This window comes from Blautia caccae (assembly GCF_040095955.1).
Taxonomy (GTDB): Bacteria; Bacillota; Clostridia; order Lachnospirales; family Lachnospiraceae; genus Blautia; species Blautia celeris.
In genome coordinates this window covers 350,438-371,777 of sequence record NZ_JBBMFP010000002.1, presented here as the reverse complement: position 1 = coordinate 371,777, position 21,340 = coordinate 350,438, and the positions used below count along the sequence as shown (strand labels likewise).

General features: G+C 46.1%; 19 protein-coding genes and 1 riboswitch. Of the genes, 9 read left to right on the top strand and 10 right to left on the bottom strand.

What is annotated here, in order from left to right:
* Positions 1-87: 87 nt before the first annotated feature.
* From WMO65_RS03600 to WMO65_RS03590, 3 genes are read left to right on the top strand one after another with little or no spacing between them, the layout of a single operon-like run.
* Positions 88-951 (top strand): AraC family ligand binding domain-containing protein, encoded by an 864-nt coding sequence (locus WMO65_RS03600; RefSeq protein ID WP_033139614.1) that lies wholly within the window; start codon positions 88-90, stop codon positions 949-951.
* Positions 944-1,867, top strand: a complete 924-nt coding sequence (locus WMO65_RS03595) for a DMT family transporter (RefSeq protein WP_148391361.1) — start codon at positions 944-946, stop codon at positions 1,865-1,867. The genes WMO65_RS03600 and WMO65_RS03595 overlap by 8 nt, the downstream gene beginning before the upstream one ends.
* A complete protein-coding gene (locus tag WMO65_RS03590) occupies positions 1,851-2,273 on the top strand; it encodes a DUF2000 domain-containing protein (protein WP_033139616.1) in 423 nt (140 codons plus the stop codon). Before WMO65_RS03595 ends, WMO65_RS03590 begins: the two co-directional genes overlap by 17 nt.
* Before the next feature lie 53 nt (positions 2,274-2,326).
* Here the strand turns inward: WMO65_RS03590 and WMO65_RS03585 are convergent, their stop codons facing one another.
* Both WMO65_RS03585 and WMO65_RS03580 read right to left on the bottom strand, forming a co-directional pair.
* Positions 2,327-4,354 carry a HelD family protein gene (locus WMO65_RS03585; RefSeq protein WP_148391362.1) on the bottom strand — a complete coding sequence of 676 codons (2,028 nt, stop codon included), beginning with the start codon at positions 4,352-4,354 and terminating at the stop codon, positions 2,327-2,329.
* Positions 4,338-5,198 (bottom strand): helix-turn-helix domain-containing protein, encoded by an 861-nt coding sequence (locus tag WMO65_RS03580; RefSeq protein WP_033142254.1) that lies wholly within the window; start codon positions 5,196-5,198, stop codon positions 4,338-4,340. Before WMO65_RS03580 ends, WMO65_RS03585 begins: the two co-directional genes overlap by 17 nt.
* Before the next feature lie 300 nt (positions 5,199-5,498).
* Between WMO65_RS03580 and WMO65_RS03575 the strand changes: the two genes are divergently transcribed.
* Genes WMO65_RS03575 through WMO65_RS03560 form a run of 4 tightly spaced genes read left to right on the top strand, consistent with a single transcriptional unit; the run spans position 5,499 to position 10,504 of the window.
* A complete protein-coding gene (locus tag WMO65_RS03575) occupies positions 5,499-6,140 on the top strand; it encodes a TetR/AcrR family transcriptional regulator (protein ID WP_148391363.1) in 642 nt (213 codons plus the stop codon).
* 1 nt (position 6,141) lies between these two features.
* A complete protein-coding gene (locus WMO65_RS03570) occupies positions 6,142-7,434 on the top strand; it encodes an MFS transporter (RefSeq protein ID WP_148391364.1) in 1,293 nt (430 codons plus the stop codon).
* Positions 7,424-9,742 carry an FtsX-like permease family protein gene (locus WMO65_RS03565; RefSeq protein WP_148391365.1) on the top strand — a complete coding sequence of 773 codons (2,319 nt, stop codon included), beginning with the start codon at positions 7,424-7,426 and terminating at the stop codon, positions 9,740-9,742. The genes WMO65_RS03570 and WMO65_RS03565 overlap by 11 nt, the downstream gene beginning before the upstream one ends.
* A 3-nt stretch (positions 9,743-9,745) precedes the next feature.
* Positions 9,746-10,504: an ABC transporter ATP-binding protein gene (locus tag WMO65_RS03560; RefSeq protein WP_148391366.1), complete on the top strand. Its 759-nt coding sequence runs from the start codon at positions 9,746-9,748 to the stop codon at positions 10,502-10,504.
* Between the two features lie 73 nt (positions 10,505-10,577).
* On the opposite strand, the gene WMO65_RS03555 is transcribed toward WMO65_RS03560, so the two are convergent.
* From WMO65_RS03555 to WMO65_RS03540, 4 genes are all read right to left on the bottom strand, one after another.
* Positions 10,578-12,509, bottom strand: coding sequence for an FtsX-like permease family protein (locus WMO65_RS03555; RefSeq protein WP_187370504.1), 1,932 nt, complete (start codon positions 12,507-12,509; stop codon positions 10,578-10,580).
* Positions 12,499-13,266, bottom strand: coding sequence for an ABC transporter ATP-binding protein (locus WMO65_RS03550; RefSeq protein WP_103731371.1), 768 nt, complete (start codon positions 13,264-13,266; stop codon positions 12,499-12,501). The genes WMO65_RS03555 and WMO65_RS03550 overlap by 11 nt, the downstream gene beginning before the upstream one ends.
* Positions 13,267-13,360: 94 nt before the next feature.
* Positions 13,361-14,371 carry a sensor histidine kinase gene (locus tag WMO65_RS03545; RefSeq protein ID WP_033142261.1) on the bottom strand — a complete coding sequence of 337 codons (1,011 nt, stop codon included), beginning with the start codon at positions 14,369-14,371 and terminating at the stop codon, positions 13,361-13,363.
* A 14-nt stretch (positions 14,372-14,385) separates the two neighbouring features.
* Entirely contained in the window at positions 14,386-15,072 is a 687-nt protein-coding gene (locus WMO65_RS03540) for a response regulator transcription factor (protein ID WP_103731370.1), read from the bottom strand.
* Positions 15,073-15,448: 376 nt separating this feature from the next.
* On the opposite strand from WMO65_RS03540, the gene WMO65_RS03535 reads away from it, so the two are divergent.
* Positions 15,449-16,522 (top strand): tyrosine-type recombinase/integrase, encoded by a 1,074-nt coding sequence (locus tag WMO65_RS03535; protein WP_148391368.1) that lies wholly within the window; start codon positions 15,449-15,451, stop codon positions 16,520-16,522.
* Between the two features lie 226 nt (positions 16,523-16,748).
* Here WMO65_RS03535 and WMO65_RS03530 read toward each other — a convergent pair whose 3' ends face one another.
* Positions 16,749-17,987 (bottom strand): chloride channel protein, encoded by a 1,239-nt coding sequence (locus WMO65_RS03530; protein WP_148391369.1) that lies wholly within the window; start codon positions 17,985-17,987, stop codon positions 16,749-16,751.
* 83 nt (positions 17,988-18,070) lie between these two features.
* Positions 18,071-18,144, bottom strand: a riboswitch (Fluoride riboswitch).
* A gap of 274 nt (positions 18,145-18,418) precedes the next feature.
* Here WMO65_RS03530 and WMO65_RS03525 point away from each other — a divergent pair.
* Positions 18,419-19,303: a LysR family transcriptional regulator gene (locus WMO65_RS03525; protein ID WP_148391370.1), complete on the top strand. Its 885-nt coding sequence runs from the start codon at positions 18,419-18,421 to the stop codon at positions 19,301-19,303.
* Positions 19,304-19,384: 81 nt separating this feature from the next.
* Here WMO65_RS03525 and WMO65_RS03520 read toward each other — a convergent pair whose 3' ends face one another.
* From WMO65_RS03520 to WMO65_RS03510, 3 genes are all read right to left on the bottom strand, one after another.
* On the bottom strand, positions 19,385-19,873 hold the full coding sequence (locus WMO65_RS03520) for a hypothetical protein (RefSeq protein ID WP_148391371.1): 489 nt from the start codon (positions 19,871-19,873) through the stop codon (positions 19,385-19,387).
* A gap of 37 nt (positions 19,874-19,910) precedes the next feature.
* Positions 19,911-20,408, bottom strand: a complete 498-nt coding sequence (locus WMO65_RS03515; RefSeq protein ID WP_033142267.1) for a GyrI-like domain-containing protein — start codon at positions 20,406-20,408, stop codon at positions 19,911-19,913.
* Positions 20,409-20,585: 177 nt separating this feature from the next.
* The gene (locus WMO65_RS03510) at positions 20,586-21,290 is read right to left on the bottom strand and encodes a class I SAM-dependent methyltransferase (RefSeq protein WP_349063652.1); all 705 of its coding nucleotides are present in this window, start codon (positions 21,288-21,290) and stop codon (positions 20,586-20,588) included.
* Positions 21,291-21,340 lie beyond the last annotated feature (50 nt).

The window sequence follows — 21,340 nt, the reverse complement described above, 5'->3', positions numbered from 1 at the left end:
CCACAGTATCTCCAATAGTATAGCATACAGTCCTTGGAGAGGGACTATAAACACTACTACTTTATAATACGAGGAGGAGGACAAGAAATGCACGCGGAACAAGAACAAAGGCATGTGTATTATGACCATGACCTGGGAATCGAAGCATATAATTTGAGCGGGATTGTCCAGAAATTTCCAAACCATTTTCATGATTATTATGTGATTGGGTTTGTGGAGGGAGGAAAGAGGCATCTCTGGTGCAAAGGAATGGAGTATGACCTGAATGCCGGAGATTTGATCTTGTTTAACCCCAGAGACAATCACTTCTGTGCGCCCATCAATGGTGAAATTTTAGATTACCGTGCGGTCAATATTAATATGGATGTGATGCAGAGAGCTGTTAAGGAAATTACGGGAAAGGAGTTTATCCCGCATTTTACTAAAAACGTGGTATATCAAAGTGACATTACGCAGTCCATCGGAGATCTGTATGATGCCATTCTCGCTCACGAACCCAAGCTGAAAAAGGAGGAGGCATTTTTCTTCCTTCTGCAGCAGATCCTGCAGGAACACGCAGCGCCTTTTGACGAGGCGGATATATCAGAGCCGAATCAGCAGATCAAGACGCTCTGCAGCTATATGGAGGAGCATTTTTCGGAAAATATCACGCTGGATGATCTGCTCTCCATGACCAGTTTCGGAAAATCGTACCTGCTGCGTTCTTTTACCAAACAGGTGGGAGTTTCTCCGTACCGCTATCTGCAGACTGTGCGCCTTAAGAAAGCCAAGGAGTTCCTGGAACAGGGTGTGGCACCCATTGACGCGGCAGATATGGCCGGTTTTGCGGACCAGAGTCATTTTACTAATTTTTTCAAAGAATTTATCGGATTGACACCAAAACAGTATCAGAAAATCTTTACAGATAAACCGCTGCCTGTCACTCCGGCAAAGGAGTGGCCGAATGAATAAGACAATACATGGGCATATAGCAGCCTTTCTTACCATTTTGATCTGGGGAACTACGTTTATCTCCACAAAAGTGCTTCTTATAAGTTTTGAACCGGTGGAAATATTATTTATCCGTTTTATGATCGGGTATTTTGCGCTCTGGTGTGTCTGCCCCCGCAGGCTGAAGGTACGCAGGAGTAAACAGGAATGGTACTTTGCCGCAGCAGGACTCTGCGGTGTGACACTGTATTATCTGTTTGAAAATATTGCGCTGACCTATACGCTGGCCTCCAATGTGGGTGTCATCATCTCCATTGCGCCTTTTTTTACAGTGATCTTTTCCTGTCTGTTTCTGCACGACAGGAGGCCGAATATACGGTTCTTCGCCGGGTTTTTGATTGCCCTTGCGGGTATCTTTCTGATCAGTTTCGGAGGGGAGAAGAACCTGCAGTTAAATCCCGTGGGAGATTTGCTGGCTGTGATAGCGGCAATGATCTGGGCTGCGTTTTCGACGATCACGAAAAAGATCAGTGGGTTTGGATATAATACCATTCAGACTACAAGGCGGACGTTTTTCTATGGGCTTATCTTTATGCTCCCGGCCTTGCTTCTGATGGATTTTCATATGGAACTTCAGCAGTTTGCCAGCCTGAAAAACCTGCTGAATCTGCTGTTCCTGGGATTCGGAGCTTCTGCGCTCTGCTTTGTGACCTGGAATCTTGCGGTTAAGATCCTGGGTTCCGTGAAGACCAGTGTCTATATTTACATGGTTCCTGTCATCACGGCAGTTACGTCGGCCCTTATCCTGCATGAGAAATTAACACGGACGATCATCTCAGGCATTGTCCTGACACTGATCGGCCTGTTCTTATCTGAGGACAGAAAAACTGAGAAGAATACAGCAAAGGAGTATAAGGCATATGCAGGCACAAAGTGATAAATGCGTCATGGTACTGGACAAGGACCTGCCCCTTGGCATTCTGGCCAACACAGCGGGAATCATGGGAATCACACTGGGAAAACACATCCCGGAGACAGTGGGGCCGGATGTGATGGACAAAAGCGGGAAGGAACATCTTGGGATCATAGAGCTTCCTGTTCCGATTCTGAAGGCGGATCAGGAGAAGATCAGAGAGATCAGGGAGCAGCTCTACCGGCCGGAATACGCGGACCTGGTGGTGGTGGATTTTTCAGATGTTGCGCAGAGCTGTAACGTCTATGAGGAGTATATAAAAAAAGCAGCAAGTGTGGCAGAAGAGGAAATGACTTACTTTGGCATCGGTATCTGCGGTGCCAGGAAGCTGGTCAATAAACTGACAGGCAGTCTGCCGCTGCTGAGATAAATAGAAGACAGAAGATAATGAGCCGGTCACGTCTGCGCGGACCGGCTCGTCTGTTATTTCGGAAGGAAACAACAGGGTTCTTTTGTATGGAAGAGTGTAAGACTGTGCATGGCTCTTGTGCAGGCAATATAGAGCAGGCTGCGGTCGTATTCCGAAAAATACGTTTCCTTTCCCGCATCCGGTATGAGGACCGCGTCAAATTCCAGCCCTTTTGACATGCGCACAGAGGTGATGGATATCCCGTTTTTAAAGCTTGTGCTGTGGGGGGATATCAGCTCTACAGGGTATGTGGGATGCAGGTGTTTAAAGAGCGCTTCAGCGGCTTTGTCCGTCTTCAGGATTATGCCCATGGAGGCGTCCCTGCCTTGTAAAAAATTTCGGATCTCCGCTTCTATTTTCAGGAGTTCTTCCCCGGGAGTCTGACAGAAGATGACAGACGGAGCCTTTCCATGGCGCTTTACAGGCCGGATTTTTGTATCTTTCAGGATGGATTTGGCAAAGTTCATGATTTCCCAGGTGGAACGGTAACTGGTGTTCAGCTCGGTAAATTCTGCCTTTTCATACATGGCCCGCAGGTCATCCAGAGTATGGCTGTGGTTCGGGTTCAGTATCTGTCCGAAGTCGCCCAGAATGGTTTTGGAACACGGAAAAAGCAGATTTATCACTGCGTACTGGATGGGAGCGTAGTCCTGCATCTCATCAATCACCAGATGTCTGGTGATCCTGCTCTCTTTCAGGCCCTCAAAGGCAGCGTGCAGGTAGAGAAAGGGATATACGTCTGCCCATTCCAGTGTCTTTTTGGAAGGCATGACAAACAGATGAGGGATGCCGGAGTCTTGGCAGAATTTTTTATATAAGGCCAGTGTGCTGCGGACGGCAAGCATGGAGGTGAGGCTTTTTAGGATGGCACGCGGCTGCGGCAGTTCCTGTTCCATGATATTATCATCTTCAAAGCTGCGGCATATATCATCTGCGATCATGGGAAGCCTCTGCTTTATGGGATAGTTTCCATAGGCTGCAAAGCGTTTTGCAATCCAGTCTCTGTCTGCTTTGAAAGGACCGAACGTGTAGTCAGAAGGAAGAAAAATTGTGTCATTTAACTTTTCTATATAGGCGTCCAGCATTCGTACAAACTCCAGCGTTGATTTAAAGCGGACTCTCCGGGACCATTTTTCATCCGGGACATCCAGAGAATTGCTTTCTTCCTCAAAACCAATAATACCCTCCAATTGGATCTCTGCTATATCGGAGAAGCTGAGTTCATAGATGGGCTCCTCCCCAAGTTCCGGAATGACATTGGAAATGTAATCCCCAAACACTTTGTTCGGGGAGAGAATCGTCACATTTTGGGAAGAGAGACGGTCTTTGAAGCGGTAGAGCAAAAATGCGATCCGGTGCAGGGCGATGGAAGTTTTGCCGGAGCCGGCAGCGCCCTGGATGATCAGTGTGCCTGTATTTTCATTCCGGATAATTTTGTTCTGCTCCTTCTGGATGGTGGAGATGATGGATTTCATCTTCTCGTCGGAAGTGTGGGAAAGTTCTTTTTGAAGCACATCATCCTGGATATTGGCAGCGCTTTCCAGGGCATATTCCATGATGCAGTTTTTGATCTTAAACTGTCTTTTTCTGGTCAGATATCCCTCAATCCTTCCGGCAGGGGCATCATAGCCCGCCGGGCCTGTTTCATAGTCGTAAAACATACCGGATACAGGGGCGCGCCAGTCATAGATCAGCATTTCACCCCTGCAGCGGAAGGTAAAGCGGCCGATGTATACAATCATTTCTTCCCCGTCATCGCATTTAAAATCAATCCGGGCAAAATAAGGGGAGTCTTTTAGTTTTGCCAGCCTATCCCTTGAGGCTGCGGCAATGGTGCCGGTGTGGTCTGTCTGCTTTAACAGCAGTTCGTTTTGAAACATTTCATGGGGATCTAATTCGCCCCGGTACTGTGCCATATAACGTTTGGCATTCTTATAGTCTGTGTCAATCCTCTCCACATCCGCGTCGGCTTCCTGTAAAGCGGCATCCAGTTTCTGGAGGATTTCTGCAAGGTGGGCTGTTTCATCAGGAAATGGATGCATCGGGTCCCTCCTTTGGCAGGATAAAACGCTGGGTGGGATAGCCGAATTCCACCAGCAGTTCCGCTTCGGCAAATCCCAGATTTTTGATCTCCCTGCGGTGCCCGGTATCGGCCCGGTCCCCCTCCCGGTATGTTGTTATGCTGATCTCTTTACCAGCGGCAAGCTCCTGCATTACCTTATCCAGAAACGCTTTGGGAATGCCTTTTTTCCTGTATAAAGGATGGGTGCCCATAAAGTCTATGCTTCCTGTCTCCCTGGAAAAAAGCAGGATGCCGATGGCGGTTTCTTGGTCCTTCAGGATAAGGGCCTGTCTGTCGGCAATGCTTTGTTTCAACACCTGTAAGTAGTCCTCTTCCCTGAGATGCGGAAAACCGTCTATGACCAGCCGCACAAGATCCATCCAGCACGGAATGTCGGAATCCTGGGCAAATGTGATTTTTTCTGAGGCATTTTCATAACTGTCCAGCATGTGATAGCTCCCTTCTAATTCAAATTTTAACTGCAGGGGGTAGAATTTCTCATTCTCCCGGTATCTGCTGGGAGGCTGCTTGTACATGGCGGTGAATATTTTGGTAAAAGCCTGCTGGCTTTCATATCCGGCCCCAAGCGCAATGTCCAGAACCGGTCTGTCGGAGAAAACAAGAAGCTTGGCAGCCTCTGTCAGACGACGGCGCAGAACATATTCATGTATGGTCATACCCACAGTATTTGTGAACATGCGGTGCAGATGGTATTTGGAATAGTGAAGTGCTTCCGCAACCGTATCCAAATCTGTTTTTTCCATCAAATGTGTTTCAAGATATTGAATGGCTGCGGTGATTTTTTCTATGGTTTGATTTGGCATGGTGAACCTCCTTTCAGACAGCTATTATATCCTTTCCAGATGGATCATGTTTAATCGTTCTTGCGGTTTTATACTGCGTTGCGTTTGTTCTTGAAATCGCACTTAAGGTCTTGTAATTTCTTAAATTCTATGGCGCTGACTTTTCGGTTGGCGCTGTCTGTCTTTGATTTGTTCCCATGATAACATCCGCTCTATGGATTGTGAAGAAAAATATTTCCTGTTTTGGTTGACAGAACCCGCAGGGGATGATAGTATGAACATATACCGACAGACAGTCGGTCTATAGGAGGGAAGAATGGTATGCGGGTAGTAAAAGAAGCAAATGAGAGAAAAAATGAGATATTAGACGCAGCAGCAATGCTGTTTGCAGAGAAGGGTTTTGATAATACCAGCACAAATGAGATCCTGGAGGCGGTAGGGATTGCCAGAGGAACGCTTTACCACCATTTTAAATCAAAAGAAGATATTATGGACGCGATTATAGACAGACAGAGCGGGCGGATGCTGGCACGGGCCCGGCAGATTGCAGAGGATGACAGTATCCCTGTTGAAGAACGCATGATTCGTGTTGTTATGGCTCTTCGCCTGGAAGAGACGGAAGGAGCGGGAGGGAAAGACATGATCAAACATCTGCACCGGCCTCAGAACGCATTGATGCATCAGAAGTCAAAAAGGATCATTATGAATCAGGTGCCGCCTATTCTGGCGATCGTGTTGGAGGATGGCATCAAACAGGGACTTTTTGACACGCCCTATCCTCTGGAATGTATGGAGATGGTGGTGGCGTATCTGAACACTATATTGGATGACGGTCTCGTTGTACTGACAGAGGAAGAGCGTCTTATGCGGATAGAAGCATTCATTTTCCATATGGAAAGGCTTCTGGGCACAGAGAAGGGGCATCTTGATTATATTGTAAAAATGTTTGAAAGCGGGGAATAGCATGAAGCAGGCAGACAGCTCTTTCAGAAAGTTTCTGACACTCTGGGCAGGGGATTTTATCTCCTCAGTGGGAAGCGGGCTGACATCCTTTGGTCTGGGTGTCTATATTTTCCAGCAGACAGGGAAGGCGTCCTATATGGCGCTTGTCACTCTGCTTGCGTTTCTTCCGTCTCTTTTGCTGAGTGTACCAGCAGGCGTGCTGGCGGACCGGTATGACCGCAGGATACTGATGGTACTGGGTGACAGTCTTTCCGCAGCCGGACTGCTGTTTATTCTGGCCTGTCTTATGGACGGGGAGGCACAGGTGTGGCAGATTTGTGTGGGTGTGACGATCAGTTCGGTATTTACTTCCCTGTTAGAACCGGCATACAAAGCCACCATCACGGATCTGCTGCGGCCGGAGCAGTACAGCAGAGCCAGCGGCATGGTCCAACTGGCAGGTTCGGCGAAATATCTGATCTCCCCGGTGCTGGCAGGATTTCTCCTTGGAATCGCGGATATCCGCCTTCTGTTACTTTTAGATATGGGTACCTTTTTCGTGACAGTGGTGACGACTCTGGCGGTGCGCAGAGGAATCGAAAGCCGGGTGTCCGGAGGACGGATATCATTTCTGCCGGAAATCAAAGAAGGATGGAAGGCCCTTACGGGCAGAACAGGAATGCCTGCCCTTGTTTTCATGGGCGCACTGATTACGTTCTGTCTTGGGATGATCCAGACTTTAGCGTCCCCCATGGTGCTCAGCTTTGCAGACAGTACATCCCTTGGGACACTTATGACAGTCATTGCTTTCGGAATGCTGGTATCCAGTATGATATTGGGAGGCTTCTCCATAGAAAAAGGGTATGTCAGGCTTCTTTCCGCGTCTTTGTTCGGGGCGGGGATTTTTATGGCACTGTTCGGACTGCGTGAAAATATGGTATGGATCGGAGCGGTCGGATTTTGTTTTTTTGCCATGCTTCCCTTTGCCAATACCTGTCTGGACTGCCTGATACGCGGTAATATAGATAATAAGATACAGGGCCGCGTGTGGGGGCTTGTGGGACTGATCTCCCAGCTTGGATATGTGGCTGCCTATGCCGTTTCCGGTGTATTGGCAGATTACCTTATGACCCCGCTGCTGCTGCCCGGAGGGAAACTGGCCGGGAGTGTGGGGAAGATACTCGGAACAGGCGACGGCAGGGGAATCGGATTGCTGATCATACTGTCAGGACTGCTGCTCTGTGTGACAGCGGCCCTTCTTCCCGGTATAAAATCTATTCGTCTGCTGGAAAACAGAGGTGTATATGAATCGTAAAATTATTCAAAGAGACATTGCAGGAAATAAAGCAGTATCCTTTCTTACCGTATTATTTATTACCGCCGCGGCTATGCTTTTGTCCCTGGCCGGAATCCTTGTCACCAATCTTTTCGGTTCTATTGACCGGCTTATGGCGGATGCGAAGACGCCGCATTTTATGCAGATGCATACAGGAGATGTGGATTTTGAAGAGCTGGAAGCATTTGCTGCGGGAAACAGCGCAGTAGAGGATTTTCAGGTTCTGGAGTTTTTAAATGTGGGCGGAGAAAAAATCAGGCTGGGAGAAAATTCCCTGGCACTAAGTGTTCAGGACAATGGATTCAGCGTACAGAGCAGCCGCTTTGATTTTTTGCTGGATGAGAACAACAGGCCCGCACAGCCAAAAGACGGTGAACTCTGGGTCCCGGTCTGCTATAACAGGGATCATACCGTACAGGCGGGGGATAAGGCTGTCATAAACGGAAAGACCTTTGTGGTAACCGGCTTTGTCCGGGATTCCCAGATGAATTCCACACTTGCCTCCTCCAAGCGGTTTGTTGTAAGTGCGGGAGATTATGCGCAGTTAAAAGAAGTGGGAAGCGTGGAGTATCTGATAGAATTCCGTCTGAAGGATTTGTCAGACTTAAGTGAGTTTGAGAGTGCCTACAGTGCATCCCAAATGCCGGCCAACGGGCCGACTCTTTCCTGGCCGCTGTTCCGGATGATCAGCGCGGTCTCCGACGGGATCATGATCGCTGTGATCCTGCTGGTCAGCGTGATCGTTATACTCATAGCCCTGCTCTGCATCCGGTTTACCCTGCTTGCAAAAATAGAAGATGACTACCGGGAAATCGGGGTTATGAAGGCAGTGGGAATCCGGGTGTCTGACATACAGAGTATTTATCTGGCGGTCTATGCCGTTCTCGCCGCAGCCGGATGTATCATGGGATTTCTTCTGTCACTGACGCTGCGTGGTCCGCTGCAGGAGAGTATACGCGCTAATCTGGGGGAAAGCGGGAATGATGGGCTGTCTTTCCTTCTTGGTATGGCAGGAACCCTGCTTCTGTTCTTTTTTATCCTATTCTTCATCAGACGGATCCTGAAAAGATTCCGCAGGATATCACCGGTGCAGGCAATCCGCCAGGGAAGCGAACAGGAAAATGTCCGCGGAGGAAAAAGCCTCAGGCTTTCAAAGAACAGATGGTTAAGCGCCAACCTGTTTCTGGCTGTGAAAGATATAGCTGCGCGGAAGCGTCTCTATTTAACCATGTTGTTTGTGATCATTCTGGCGTGTTTTATCATGGTGGTGCCTCAGAATCTGTATCACACGATCTCGGACAGCAGTTTTGTCACTTATCTGGGTGTGGGGCGCTGTGATCTGCGGATGGATATACAGCAGACAGAGGAGCTGGAGGAAAAGGCAGGCAGTGTGGGAAAATATCTGGAACGGGATTCAGCGGTTGAGACGTATGCTGTTTTCGTAACAGAACTTTTTGACCAAGAGCAGGAAGACGGAACGACAGAGCAGATCAAAGTGGAGCTTGGGAATCACGGTGCTTTTCCCCTTCAGTATGTGGACGGAAGGCTGCCTTCCCGTGACAGTGATATTGCATTGTCTGTGTTATACGCAGAGGAGATGGACAAAAAAGTCGGTGATAAAATGATTCTGCTTACGGACAAAGGGGAAAAACAGCTCACAGTCTGCGGTATTTACTCAGACATTACCAATGGAGGAAAAACTGCAAAGGCGGCCTTCCAGCCGGGTACCCGGGAAGCCGCCTGGAGCACGGTCTGTGTGAATCTGAAACAGCCCGGTGTGCTGGCGGAAAAGACAGAAGAGTACAGCCGAAAGTTTCCGTATGCAAAGGTTTCCGGTATGGAAGACTATGTGGCACAGACTTTCGGACAGACGCTTCGCGCGGTTCGGACAGCGTCGGTGGGAGCCGGTTTTGTGGCTGTTGTTGTGACACTTTTGGTCATATTGCTTTTTATGAAACTGCTGACAGCAAAGGACCGGTATTCCATAGCTGTGCTTAAGTCTGTTGGATTTACCGGCTCTGATATTTCCAGGCAGTATATATGGCGTTCGGTACTGGTTGTGATCCTGGGGATTCTTCTGGGAAGCGTACTTGCCGGGACGCTTGGAGAAAGGATAGCGGGAGTTGCCATTTCCTCTCTGGGGGCAGCAGCCTTTCATTTTACAGAAGACCCTCTGTCTTCCTTTGTCCTGTCACCGGCTGTTCTGCTCTTTACCGCGCTGGCGGCAACCATAGCAGGAACGGCAAAAGCGGGGAACCTATGTATATCACAATCAATAAAGGAGTAAGGTATGGAACAGTTATTAGACGGAAAAGAAATCGTAAAATCATATGGGGAGGGCAGGGAAAAGCAGTTGGTGCTTGACCATGTATCTCTGGAAATGGAGAGAGGAGGATTCGTTTCCGTGATGGGGCCTTCCGGGTCCGGTAAATCCACCCTGCTCTACACACTGAGCGGCATGGATTCTGATTACAGCGGAACCGTAGTTTTTGACGGCAGCACCATGTCCGGTCTTAAGGAGGAAACTCTGGCGGACCTGCGCAGGACAAAAATGGGATTTGTCTTTCAGCAGCCGGCCTTTTTAAAGAATCTGAACCTTCTGGACAATATCATTCTGCCAGTTATGCGGGAAAACAGAAAGAATGGAAAAGCGATAACCGTAAAAGCCAGGGCACTTATGAAAAAGGTGGGAATAGAAGGACTGGAAGAGCGGGATATCGCCCAGGTATCAGGGGGGCAGCTTCAGCGCGCGGGCATATGCCGGGCGCTTATGAGCGAACCGGAGATTATTTTCGGGGATGAACCCACAGGTGCGCTGAACTCCGGGTCTGCTCAGGAGATCATGGAGCTTTTAAAAGAGATCAATGAGGAGGGCACTGCGGTCCTGGTGGTTACCCACGACGCGAAAGTGGCAGCAAAAACAAAACGTGTGCTGTTTATGCAGGATGGGAAGATAGTCAGTGAGCTGGTATTCGGAAAAGAGGAGGGGGATGACTTGGATATACGGGCAGAAAAGGTTATGCGGCGGATGCGGCAGATTGGAATTTAAAGGCATAGTTTCCATTGGAATGATGGATTTTGCACAGGTGCACTTCTGCTGTATAGGAAGTGCACCTGTCATGCTAGAACGTGTTTTGCCGGCAGCCAACATAAGTAGCTGTAAAATATAAAAGGTAAATCAGCAGAAACAGTCCCAACCCGATGGATACGGAGGTCCAGAAAACGGCAGTCGTAATCATTTCCAACAGGATATTCTTTACACAGGCAGCAATAAATACGGACAACGGGATGGGCAGCAGCAGCGGAATTCCGAAATAAAGAAGAAGCTGACGAAATATCAGTTTATGGATCTTTCTGTCGGATACGCCTAAGTTGGATAGAATCTTATAGAGGAAGCGATGTTTGGATGCTTCGCTTAACTGCTGGACTGCCAGTATGGTTGCCGCGGTGCAGATAAAGATCAGACCAGTATAATACAGACAGAAACCAAAAATCAAAATAGAAGCACGGCTGTCAGAGACGATTTTTCCCTTGGTGTTCCAGTTGTTAGCTCTCCGATTTTGAAAATCTTCGTCACTGCTATACAGAGAGGTCAGATAGTCATAGTCCTCCACAGTTGTCTCTTGTTCTGTTTCAATCACCAGAGTGGTTTGATCTGTAGGAAGCCCGTCGGTAAGATGGTCCGGAAGAACAATAATACAGCCGATACCAATGTTCCCGCTTTGTGAAAGTGGAGAATCATATACGGCCTGAAGGTCCAGGGTAGTGCCGTTTATGGTGTAGGGCAGGCTGTCTTTGGCATCCACGATTTTTTTGATGTTGGAATATGCGTGGATGATGTAATGGCCGTCTGTAAGGTTTACCGGTTCATATCCAAGCATTTTGCGGAGTCCGGCATAGTCACTGTAGGAAATGGCGTAATCGTCAACGGCATAGGACTGCTGGTCTAATGCTTCATACAGCGCCATCTGTCCGCATTGGTAAATGGGAACCTGCAGACTGGATTTTATTCCGCGTGTCTTCTTGAAATAATCTGCGGCTTCTGTGAGCACAGCCGGGTCCTCTGCCGACACCTGGGCATCGAAGGTACAGCGGTTTAAGGCGGAAAGTTCAAAAAACTTGTTGAAAAGCATAGCGCTTTGAATACAGGCCAGGGTGAGGGTTAAAAGCATAGCCAGCGTTCCCATGGTAAAACTCATGGTTTTCAATTTGGCGGATAGATTCCGATAGAGAAAGAGAGTATCCTTTTTAAATTTCCGTTCATTTTTTCCAAGGAATATTTTGATCAGGAAACCCGCCAGTGTAATATAAGCTCCATAGAGTCCGATGATGACCAGCAGAAAGCCGGCAAGGAGCAGGAACGGTGAAAAATTGGAGGTATTATGGAAAATAACGTATAAAATAATACATCCGGCTGCCAGCAGGCCCACTGAGGCAGCACAAAATACCCAATGGCTTTTCTTGTTGGAGATGATCGCGGCTTCATTTTGCTTCTCAGCGTACATGAGATCGTATATTTTAGTCTTTTTCAGTTTCTTTCTCATCCGCAGCATGGAGAAAGTATAGATCAGGATAACATAGAGTAAAGTTAACAGGACAGCAGGAAAGGAAATATCAGCCTTGACAGAAAAACGTACTTCAAAGAGATTCATGATGATCAAGGTAAGAATCTGATAGATAAAAGTTCCTGCAAGCAGGCCGGCCAGAAAAGCGGCTGTTCCCATTATGCTGTTTTCCAACATGATCATCCGGGAAATCTTACGGCTGCTGATACCCAGAAGCATATAAGTGCCAAGCTCCCGGCTTCTCTTTTCCAGCATGAAGCAGTTCATATAATGGACCAGCCATTCGATCACGGCGATCACGATCACAGAGATGAATGAGATCATGATTGGCAGACTGTCCATCATCTGGTTAAGGCTTTTGATATCCTTAGAAAATACGACCATATTGAAAGCGTACATAAGGGAAAAGGAAATACTCACAGTGAGGAGATAGACGGCATAATCCTTCATGGAGCGTTTGGCATTGCGCAGAGCCAGTTTACTGAGCATTGGAAACATCACCTCCCAGCAGAGTTACTATGTCCAGGATCTCAGTGAAAAAAGCACGTCTGGCTTTGTTTCCCCGTGACAGTTCGCTGAAAATTTTTCCGTCCCGCAGAAAGAGGATTCGGCTGCAGTAGCTGGCGGAAAAGATGTCATGGGTAACCATTAAGATGGTTGCCTGCATTTCCCGGTTCATCTGGGTGAAACATTCCAACAGCATACCTGCGGATTTGGAATCCAGGGCACCTGTAGGTTCATCAGCCAGTATAAGGCTGGGGTGGGCGATCAGAGCCCGGGCGCAGGCACACCGCTGACGCTGCCCGCCGGATACTTCATAAGGGAATTTGGCGAGGATATCCTGTATGCCGAGACGGGCGGCCACATTTTTTACCTCGCCGGCGATTTTTTTGGGGGAGGTCCCCTGGATCACAGGTGCCAGGGCAATGTTCTCTTCAATGGTCAGGGTATCTAAAAGATTAAAATCCTGAAAGACAAAGCCCAGGTTCTTTTGGCGGAACTCTGCCAGTTTATCTTCCTTTAGCCCGGTGATATCTGTATCCCGCAGGTAAATGTGTCCTGCTGTTGCAGTATCTATAGTGGAAATGCAGTTGAGAAGAGTAGTCTTGCCGCTTCCCGAGGCTCCCATGATGCCCAGGAATTCTCCTTTTTCCACCGAAAAGCTAATATTGTCCAAAGCTTTTGTGATGAGTGTCTTTGCTCCGTAGTATTTTTCCAGTTCTTCGATTCTGAGCAGAGTTTCCATATTTTACTCCTTCTATGATGATGTTTGATTTGGTTTTTATGATGTTATCATAGCAGGGGACAGGGTATTTTTGTACTTACAAAATTGTAATGCCTTATTCCGGACGTATGTAAGTTCCGGTAGGAAAGTCAATTGTGATCTTAGTTCCCTCCCCGCATACAGAATCTGCCCGGATGGAAAGGCCCAGTTTCAGGCAGAGTTTACGGCATAGATACAATCCCATGCCTGTGGACTGCCGATTTGTGCGGACAGTGCCGGTGAATCCCTTTTCAAAGACACGGGGCAGGTCCGCGGCAGGAATGCCCCGGCCGTTGTCCTCAAGGATCAGTGAGACACTGGATCCTGTATGGGCGGCGGAGATTTTAATGCAGGCATCCTTTGTCCTGTGGTATTTTATGGAATTGGAGAGAATCTGACTGATAATGTAAGTGAGCCATTTTTCATCTGTATAGACAATGTCATCGGTCTCTTCAATTTGCAGCGCGATTTTTTCTTCCAGAAGCAGGGACCTGTTTTCCAGAAGGGCAGGACGGATAGCGTCAAATAGTTGAAATTCTTTGACAAAGTAATCTTTTTCCACGTTCTCACTGCGGGCATAATACAGGGCCTGCTCCACCAGATAGTTGATTCGGGACAGTTCTTTTCCGATGCGTTTATTTTCCGTTTCCGGATGGTTTTTGCAGATCAGGTCAATGGCAGTGATGGGGGTCTTGATTTCGTGAATCCATTCCTCAATGTATTCTTTGTACTGGTACTGGGATTTTTTCAGGTGGTTTATCTTCTCCAGCATGGATTTGCAGGCTGTGCGAAGCGTTTGCTGAAAAAGCTGTTCGGAACAGGTCTTCGGTTTATCCAGCATCTCGCAGATAAGATATTTCTGGTCCAGCAGGTCTAACTGTCTGGTGATCTGTTCTGCTTTTTTCTTCTGTTTATAAAATCCGTTTCCCCAGACAATGAAAAGGATAACTGCCCAGATTATAAGTATGGGCAGGACAGAAGAGAAGCTGTTTCCGAGTAAAGCTAAATAGATCGTCATAGCGATCGCACAAAACAGATTCAGAAAAAGCAGCATCAGTTTTTCATATAGATAGTTTGCAGGCGTCATAGCAGTTTCCTTTCTCAGATGTTGACCATCAGTCCTTTTTTGGGGATTGTCACAATTAAATCGCCCAGGTTCAGCTCTTTCAGACGGCGGCGCAGCCTGGAAAGATTCACATTTAAAATATTCTCATCCACATAAAATTTATTTTCCCACAGATATTCGATCAATGCGTCTTTTGTCACAATGTGCCCTTTATTTAAAAAGAGATAGTAGAGAATCTTGACCTCATTTTTGGAAAGGTCCAAGGTCTGTCCCTGGTATGTGATCTGTCCCATCAGAACATTGAGTGCGGCGCCGGACGCGCAGATGGATTCAGAAAGGGCAGTATTCCGGCGGGCCATGATTCTGCCTATGCGGGCCAGAAGTATGGGCAGGTGGTAGGGTTTGCGTATAAAGTCATCACCTCCCATGAGAATTCCGGCCAGTTCATCTTCATCGTGGGTGCGCCCGGTAACAAAGATGACAGGTACATTTGTCTGCTCTCGAATATCGCGGCATAGCTCCAGGCCGTCACAGGCGTCCAGATTGATATCCAGAAGAATAAGCTCAATGGGAGATGAGAGCAGCAGGTTCTTTACATCCGCCGTTAGTTTCTCCTGGGTACAGCAGCGGCATTCCGGGCAGATGCATGGATAGCCGTTTGCCTGAAGGTAAACAGATAGTTCCTGACGGATATTTGGATTGTCTTCTATGATTAATATCATGGTATCTCCTTATATAAATTTTCTTTGTTGTGAGAGTCGCCTTCTCTTAGGTGTAATGATGTTGTATGTATACCACACTCAAGTTATTCTTAACTTTCCACAAATCACAAATGTTGATTTTTAACCATTTGACAGCATATATATATTATCACTTAAAATCTACATTTAGCAAATCCAAATCTGGAATAAATGAGAAGTGGTTTGTTTATGCGTTACCATTAATGTAAAATTATTTAAAATCGAAGGAGTCATTGAAGAGTCCACAACTATTCGCGAAATGTCCATTTTACGAATAGTTGTGGACTTTTTCCTCCGGATAGGCTATAATTAAGCTAAATGCAACGTTTTATAACAATCCTATTGAGGTGCAAAATTCATGGAGAAAAAAAATATCAGCTATCACGAGAAAAAATATATTGATAACAATATCCGGCTCAGAAATATTCTGGCGGAGCTTCCTCCGTATGTACAGGATTTCTGCAGGGGCCGCCAGACAACTTTGAGCATGCAGACCCAGATTGCTTATTGTTATGATTTAAAGATTTTCTTTCAGTTTCTTACAACCGCAAATCCCACTTTGAAAAATTTGGCGCTCCGTGACATTTCCCTTGATGTCATGGAAAATCTTCGTCCCACAGATATTGAAGAATTTCAGAATTATCTGAAAGTTTACGAAAGCCAAAATACAGGTGAGGCAATGACAAACGGCGAAATCGGCATTTCCAGAAAGATTTCCGCTCTCAGAAGCCTTTTTGACTATCTGTATAAGCATGAAATGGTAAAAAATAACCCTACTCGTATTGTGGATGTTCCGAAAGTCCATGAAAAAGCCATTATTCAGCTTGATCCAGATGAAATTGCCATGATCTTGGATTCCATGGAGGAATTCAGCGATAATTTGACACCCCACCAAAAGGGCTACTATCTGAAAACAAAAACACGTGATATTGCTATTATAACACTTTTTCTCGGAACCGGGCTGCGTGTGTCTGAATGTGTGGGGCTGGATATTTCTGATGTCAATTTTAAAAACAGTGGTCTCCGCGTGATACGAAAAGGTGGAAATGAGAAAATTGTTTATTTTGGCGAGGAGGTGGAAATTGCCCTGCTCAATTATCTGGAAGAAAGAGAAAACATGGAGACAAAGCCGGGCCATGAAAACGCACTCTTTCTCTCTCTCCAGGGAACCCGCCTGAGTGTCCGGGCAACAGAGAAAATGGTAAAAAAATATACACAGCCAATCATTACAAATAAGAAAATCACTCCCCATAAGCTGCGTTCTACATATGGCACGGCTCTTTACGAGGAAACAGGTGATATTTATCTTGTGGCAGATGTTCTGGGCCATAAAAGTGTCTCTACCACGCAAAAGCATTATGCGAAATTAAAGGATTCCAGGAGGCGTGCAGCCGCCAGTGCTGTCCGCCTCAGAGAAAAAGAAAGTGACTAGGCAGGACAGGAATACAGCAGCCAAAACAGTGCTTCTCTCCTCTTCTTCTGTCATATAAGTAATATTTTGATACAGGCCAACAGCCGGAGAACCCTTACAAGGAAGACCCGGAAGATATCCGTACAATCACAATCTCACCAAACGGAGATGCGCTTGGTGAGAACGTGTATCGTACAGATATTTTGGATATTCTAAGGCATTACGGGCCTGAAAAAATGCATTTCGTTTAAGGCTTCTGATATCCGTTATGCCCATCCATGATCTTCTGTAACGAATAGATAGATTTGTTCAGATTAAATAAGTAGGCAAATGCGCAGACCACAAAGAAATGCGGAAGGTAGGAAAAGCCAAACACCTCCGTGCCGATCAATACCGGAGCCAGAAAGGTATTCGTCGCGCTTCCGAATACGCCTGCATAGCCCAGTGCCGCGGCAATTTCTACAGGAACACCGAGGACAGGGGCAATTACAGCTCCAAGACTTGCTCCGATAGAGAACAGGGGTGTAACCTCCCCGCCCTGAAATCCCGCTGCCAGTGTTACTATGGTAAGCAGGAATTTCAAGATCCAGTCATAGCTGAGAATATCTTCCCCGTAAAAGCTGGCGTGGATCAGATTGGTACCGAGTCCTGCATATCTGCCTTGATATAGGAGGAGCAGGAGGACGCTTAAAATAAGCCCTATGATAAAAATACGAATTACCGGCTGCTTCCATGTCTGGGCAAATTTCTTTTTCATACATTTCAGAGTCCATGCAAATGCGCCGCCCACAACGCCGAACAGTATGCCCAGCAGGATCATTTTTCCCATATTAGGAAAATTCATATCTATTTTTCCTGTAAGCGCAAAGGAAAATTTCTCCAGTCCTAAGAACTGTGATGTGGCGCTGGCGGTAAAGGCGGCTGTGATTGCGGGAAGCAGAGCCTGGTATTCCAGGGCTCCTGCGACCAGAACTTCCATTGCAAAGAAAACAGCGGCAATGGGTGTTTCAAAAAGCCCTGCAAATCCTGCCGCCATACCTGTTACGAGAAAAATATGGGAACTGTTTTTCAGCGGTATTTTTCTTCCGACCCAGTGGGAAAAGGTAGCGCCGATCTGCACAGCCACGCCTTCTCTGCCGGCACTTCCCCCGAATAAATGTGTGATCCACGTTCCGGTTATAATAAATGGAATCAGTTTTAACGGAATCACTTCCTCTTCCCCATGCCCTGCTTCAAAGATCAAATTCATGCCTTTACTGCTCTTCCCTCCGAATTTCAGGTAACAAAAAGCAATAAGCGCACCTGCCAAAGCCAGAAACGGAATGAGCTGCATGGGATGCCCGTTTCTGAAATCCGTGATCGCCAGCAGTACCCTTCCGAATACAGCATCAATCCCTCCGACAACCAGGCCAATGGGAATTCCCAGCAGTCCTAATAGCAACAGTTCCTTATACGTTTGAAATGTTCTCTTCACTCTTCCGTACATATCTCTTACTCCTTCCTTTTTCGCATCCTGCATTCTCATTCGTACTTTTTCATATTTTCGCATAAAAAAAGCTGATACCCCTGTTTGAAACAGAAGTCATCAGCAAACATGCGCTTTTGGAATATTTCCACGGGAGAACCTCATTCCCTTAAAATCCTACGCTAGAATCATATCATGAGTAACGTGTCTTGTCAATGTGCTGTTTCCGTATTTTGGCTCTAAATATACAAGTATACATAGTGTACTATGGTGTCAGGAACAGCGTGAACTTGCATGTTTCCTTGAAAAGAAATATAATGAATTCCAGAGAAAGTCACTGCGAAAAATCATCCTCAGGGATGTTCAGTTTTCTCCGAAGTAAACAGAAGCGGAGCTATATGATACATTTAGACCAACAGCCGCCGACGGCGGCGTTCAAGGAGGAATATAAAATGGAATTACGCGTACTGCAATATTTTCTCGCCATAGCCAGAGAGCAGAGCATTGTGCGTGCTGCAGAATCGCTTCATCTCTCACAGCCCACCCTCTCCACCCAAATCAAAAATATGGAGCAGGAACTGGGCAAACAGCTTTTGATCCGCGGGACAAAAGGTTCCAGGAAAGTAACCCTTACAGAGGAAGGCATGATCCTGCGGAAACGTGCAGAAGAAATTCTCGATCTGGTGAAAAAGGCGGAAAAAGAAGTTACCTTGTCCGACAGTGTTGTAATGGGGGATGTCTATATCGGAACAGGGGAGACGGACGCGGTCCGGCTGATTGCAAAAGCAGCCCGGAGTCTGCAGCAGACATACCCGGATATCTGCTATCATATCTCCAGCGGCAATGCGGAATTTGTATTGGAACGTCTGGATAAGGGGCTGATCGACTTCGGCATTGTGTTCGGATCCGTGGACACCGCAAAATACAATGCTCTGAAGATGCCGTCAAAAGATATATGGGGTGTACTGATGAGACGTGATTCACCGATGGCGGAACAGGACTCTGTTTCACCGGAAGATTTGTGGGATAAACCCCTGATCATTTCCCATCAGAAAAACCAGGGCGGAGAGCTGAACACATGGATGAAAAAAGAAATGTCGGAACTAAATATCGCAGCCACCTATAATCTGCTTTTTAATGCCTCACTTATGGTTGACGAGGGATTGGGCTATGCTGTCTGCTTTGATAAGATCATCAATCCGGCAGATAACGGTAATCTCTGTTTTCGTCCCCTGTCTCCCAGGCTGGAAGTGGAAATGAGTATCATATGGAAAAAATATCAGGTATTTTCAAAACCTGCTGAAAAACTTTTGGAAAAGTTAAAGGAGACGTTCTGAAGATTTGCTCCGGGGGCGGTCATGGAAACAGCCGTCCACGGAGCTGGCCTTATCTTCTTCCTGTTCCCTTTTCTATTTCTGTTAGTCCCAGTCGGAATTATTCCATGCTTTAACTTCGCTTAATAAGAACGACTGTATGAACGGATTGTTTTGAGGGCAGACCAAGAACATAAATGCACTGTTACGGCATTTTTGGTAGTGTTCGCCCTTTAACCAAAAATCATATCCCTTAGAACATCTGGGATTGCAGGCAGTTGGGTCAGCCAGACGTTTACAGATGGGGGCTTTCTGTATTGCACTGATCATTTCGCCGGGCAGTGTTTCCAGGAATTTTTCATACTCGTTTACGTGGACCCCATAGATACGGACAAGCATGCCTTTTTTCCGAAATACATAATTTGCGACAGTTTTTTTATGATAAAGGTAAGACACCATGTAGCCGCTTTTGGCTGTTTTAATTTCTATTTTACAGCCAAGCTCCATTAATTTGTTATGCAATTCCTTCACAAAATCCTGATTCTCAATCGGTACAGAAACAATAAAATCCTGAAATTCTATTTTCTTATCCATTGTTATCCTATCCTCCGCTCTTTTCTTCGTGTTCTCTTTATTTTTCTCTTACAGCAATCCAGACTTCAACCCGGCCGTCTTTTCCGTAATATTCAATATCCGGTGCTCCGGATTTCATTTTGCCTGTGATATACCCTTTATTTAACGGCCTGTATTTTGATTTTGGCAGCCATTTTGTGATCGCCTGGGCCTCTGTTCTCCCTATGGTTTCCCTTGTGCATGGAAAGACTGCCCAGGTCATGGCCGGAACCGTGTATTCGGCAAGTTCATCCGGTGCAGCGTGGTCACTTGAGACAGCTATGATATATTCAAATATTCTGGTATCTCCCGGGTCTGTATTATAAATATTTATGCCGAATAACCCGTCTGTTTCCCGGTCTGCCAATTTTAACAGGGATGATTCCAGATGATTTTCCCGGATCTTTGACCAGTGCAGAGGAATCACTTTTCTGCCCTCCCCCTTCTGGTTCGTTGTCTTGATCAAATAACCGACAACGCGAAAGCTGTCCTTGTTTTCTATACGAAAAGGTTCCATTTGTTTCTCCTCCTGCTTTTTCCTATAAGACGGTTTCGTCCTTTATTGATTATATCTCATTTGCCGGAGGAATTCCTCTCTTTTGGTGCACCGTTTGGATAGCATGACTGTATGTCTGTTATCTTGCAAAAGTCTATGGCGGAGGATTGGGGAATGATTTCTGGAATGGGGATAACATCATTTTTTGCATCTTAAAAAATAATGAATCATACCTACATCATCATAGATTCCATCTTTTTTCTCTATTTCAAAATATTGTTGTAATATATTTTCAAATTCATAAGGCAATATGTTAAACATATCGGGTCTGCCTATATATTCTTCGATTTGCATCATAATACGACCGACAGAACTATTTATATTCGGAATATCTAAAACAAACTTTCCAGATGGTTTTATTATCCGGTGTGCTTCAACGATTGCCTTTTGAACAAACTCCTTTTCAAAATATTCAAGAACCCCGATACATGCTCCTATATCAAAACTGCTATCTTCAAAAAGGGTTTCATGTATGCTACCGCAAAACAACTCTCCAATAGGCAGCTTTTTATTTTCCACATATTTATATAATAATTGAATGGTTTCCGGACTAATATCAACTCCATGGTACAGCGAGGGCCATGTATCATATCCCTTGAACATAAGGTTCAGAGCGCAACCAAGGTCAATAAATTTTTTATCCGCGTCAGGCTTTAGATATTCTTTGATTTCAATGTATTCACTGCCTCCTTTACCACTTTCTACTGCTGCTATGTATTTGGGATAATCAGGGTTATTTGTAATGTAATCCGGCAAGTTGTCATAATTGGGGAAATCGTGTTTCCCATGTTCACGTATACTTCTGTCGTAAGATTTTGCAATTAAATCTAATTGATTTTTCATTGTATTCAGCAGTTCCTTTTTTATGAAATATTATATAAATAATCTCTGTT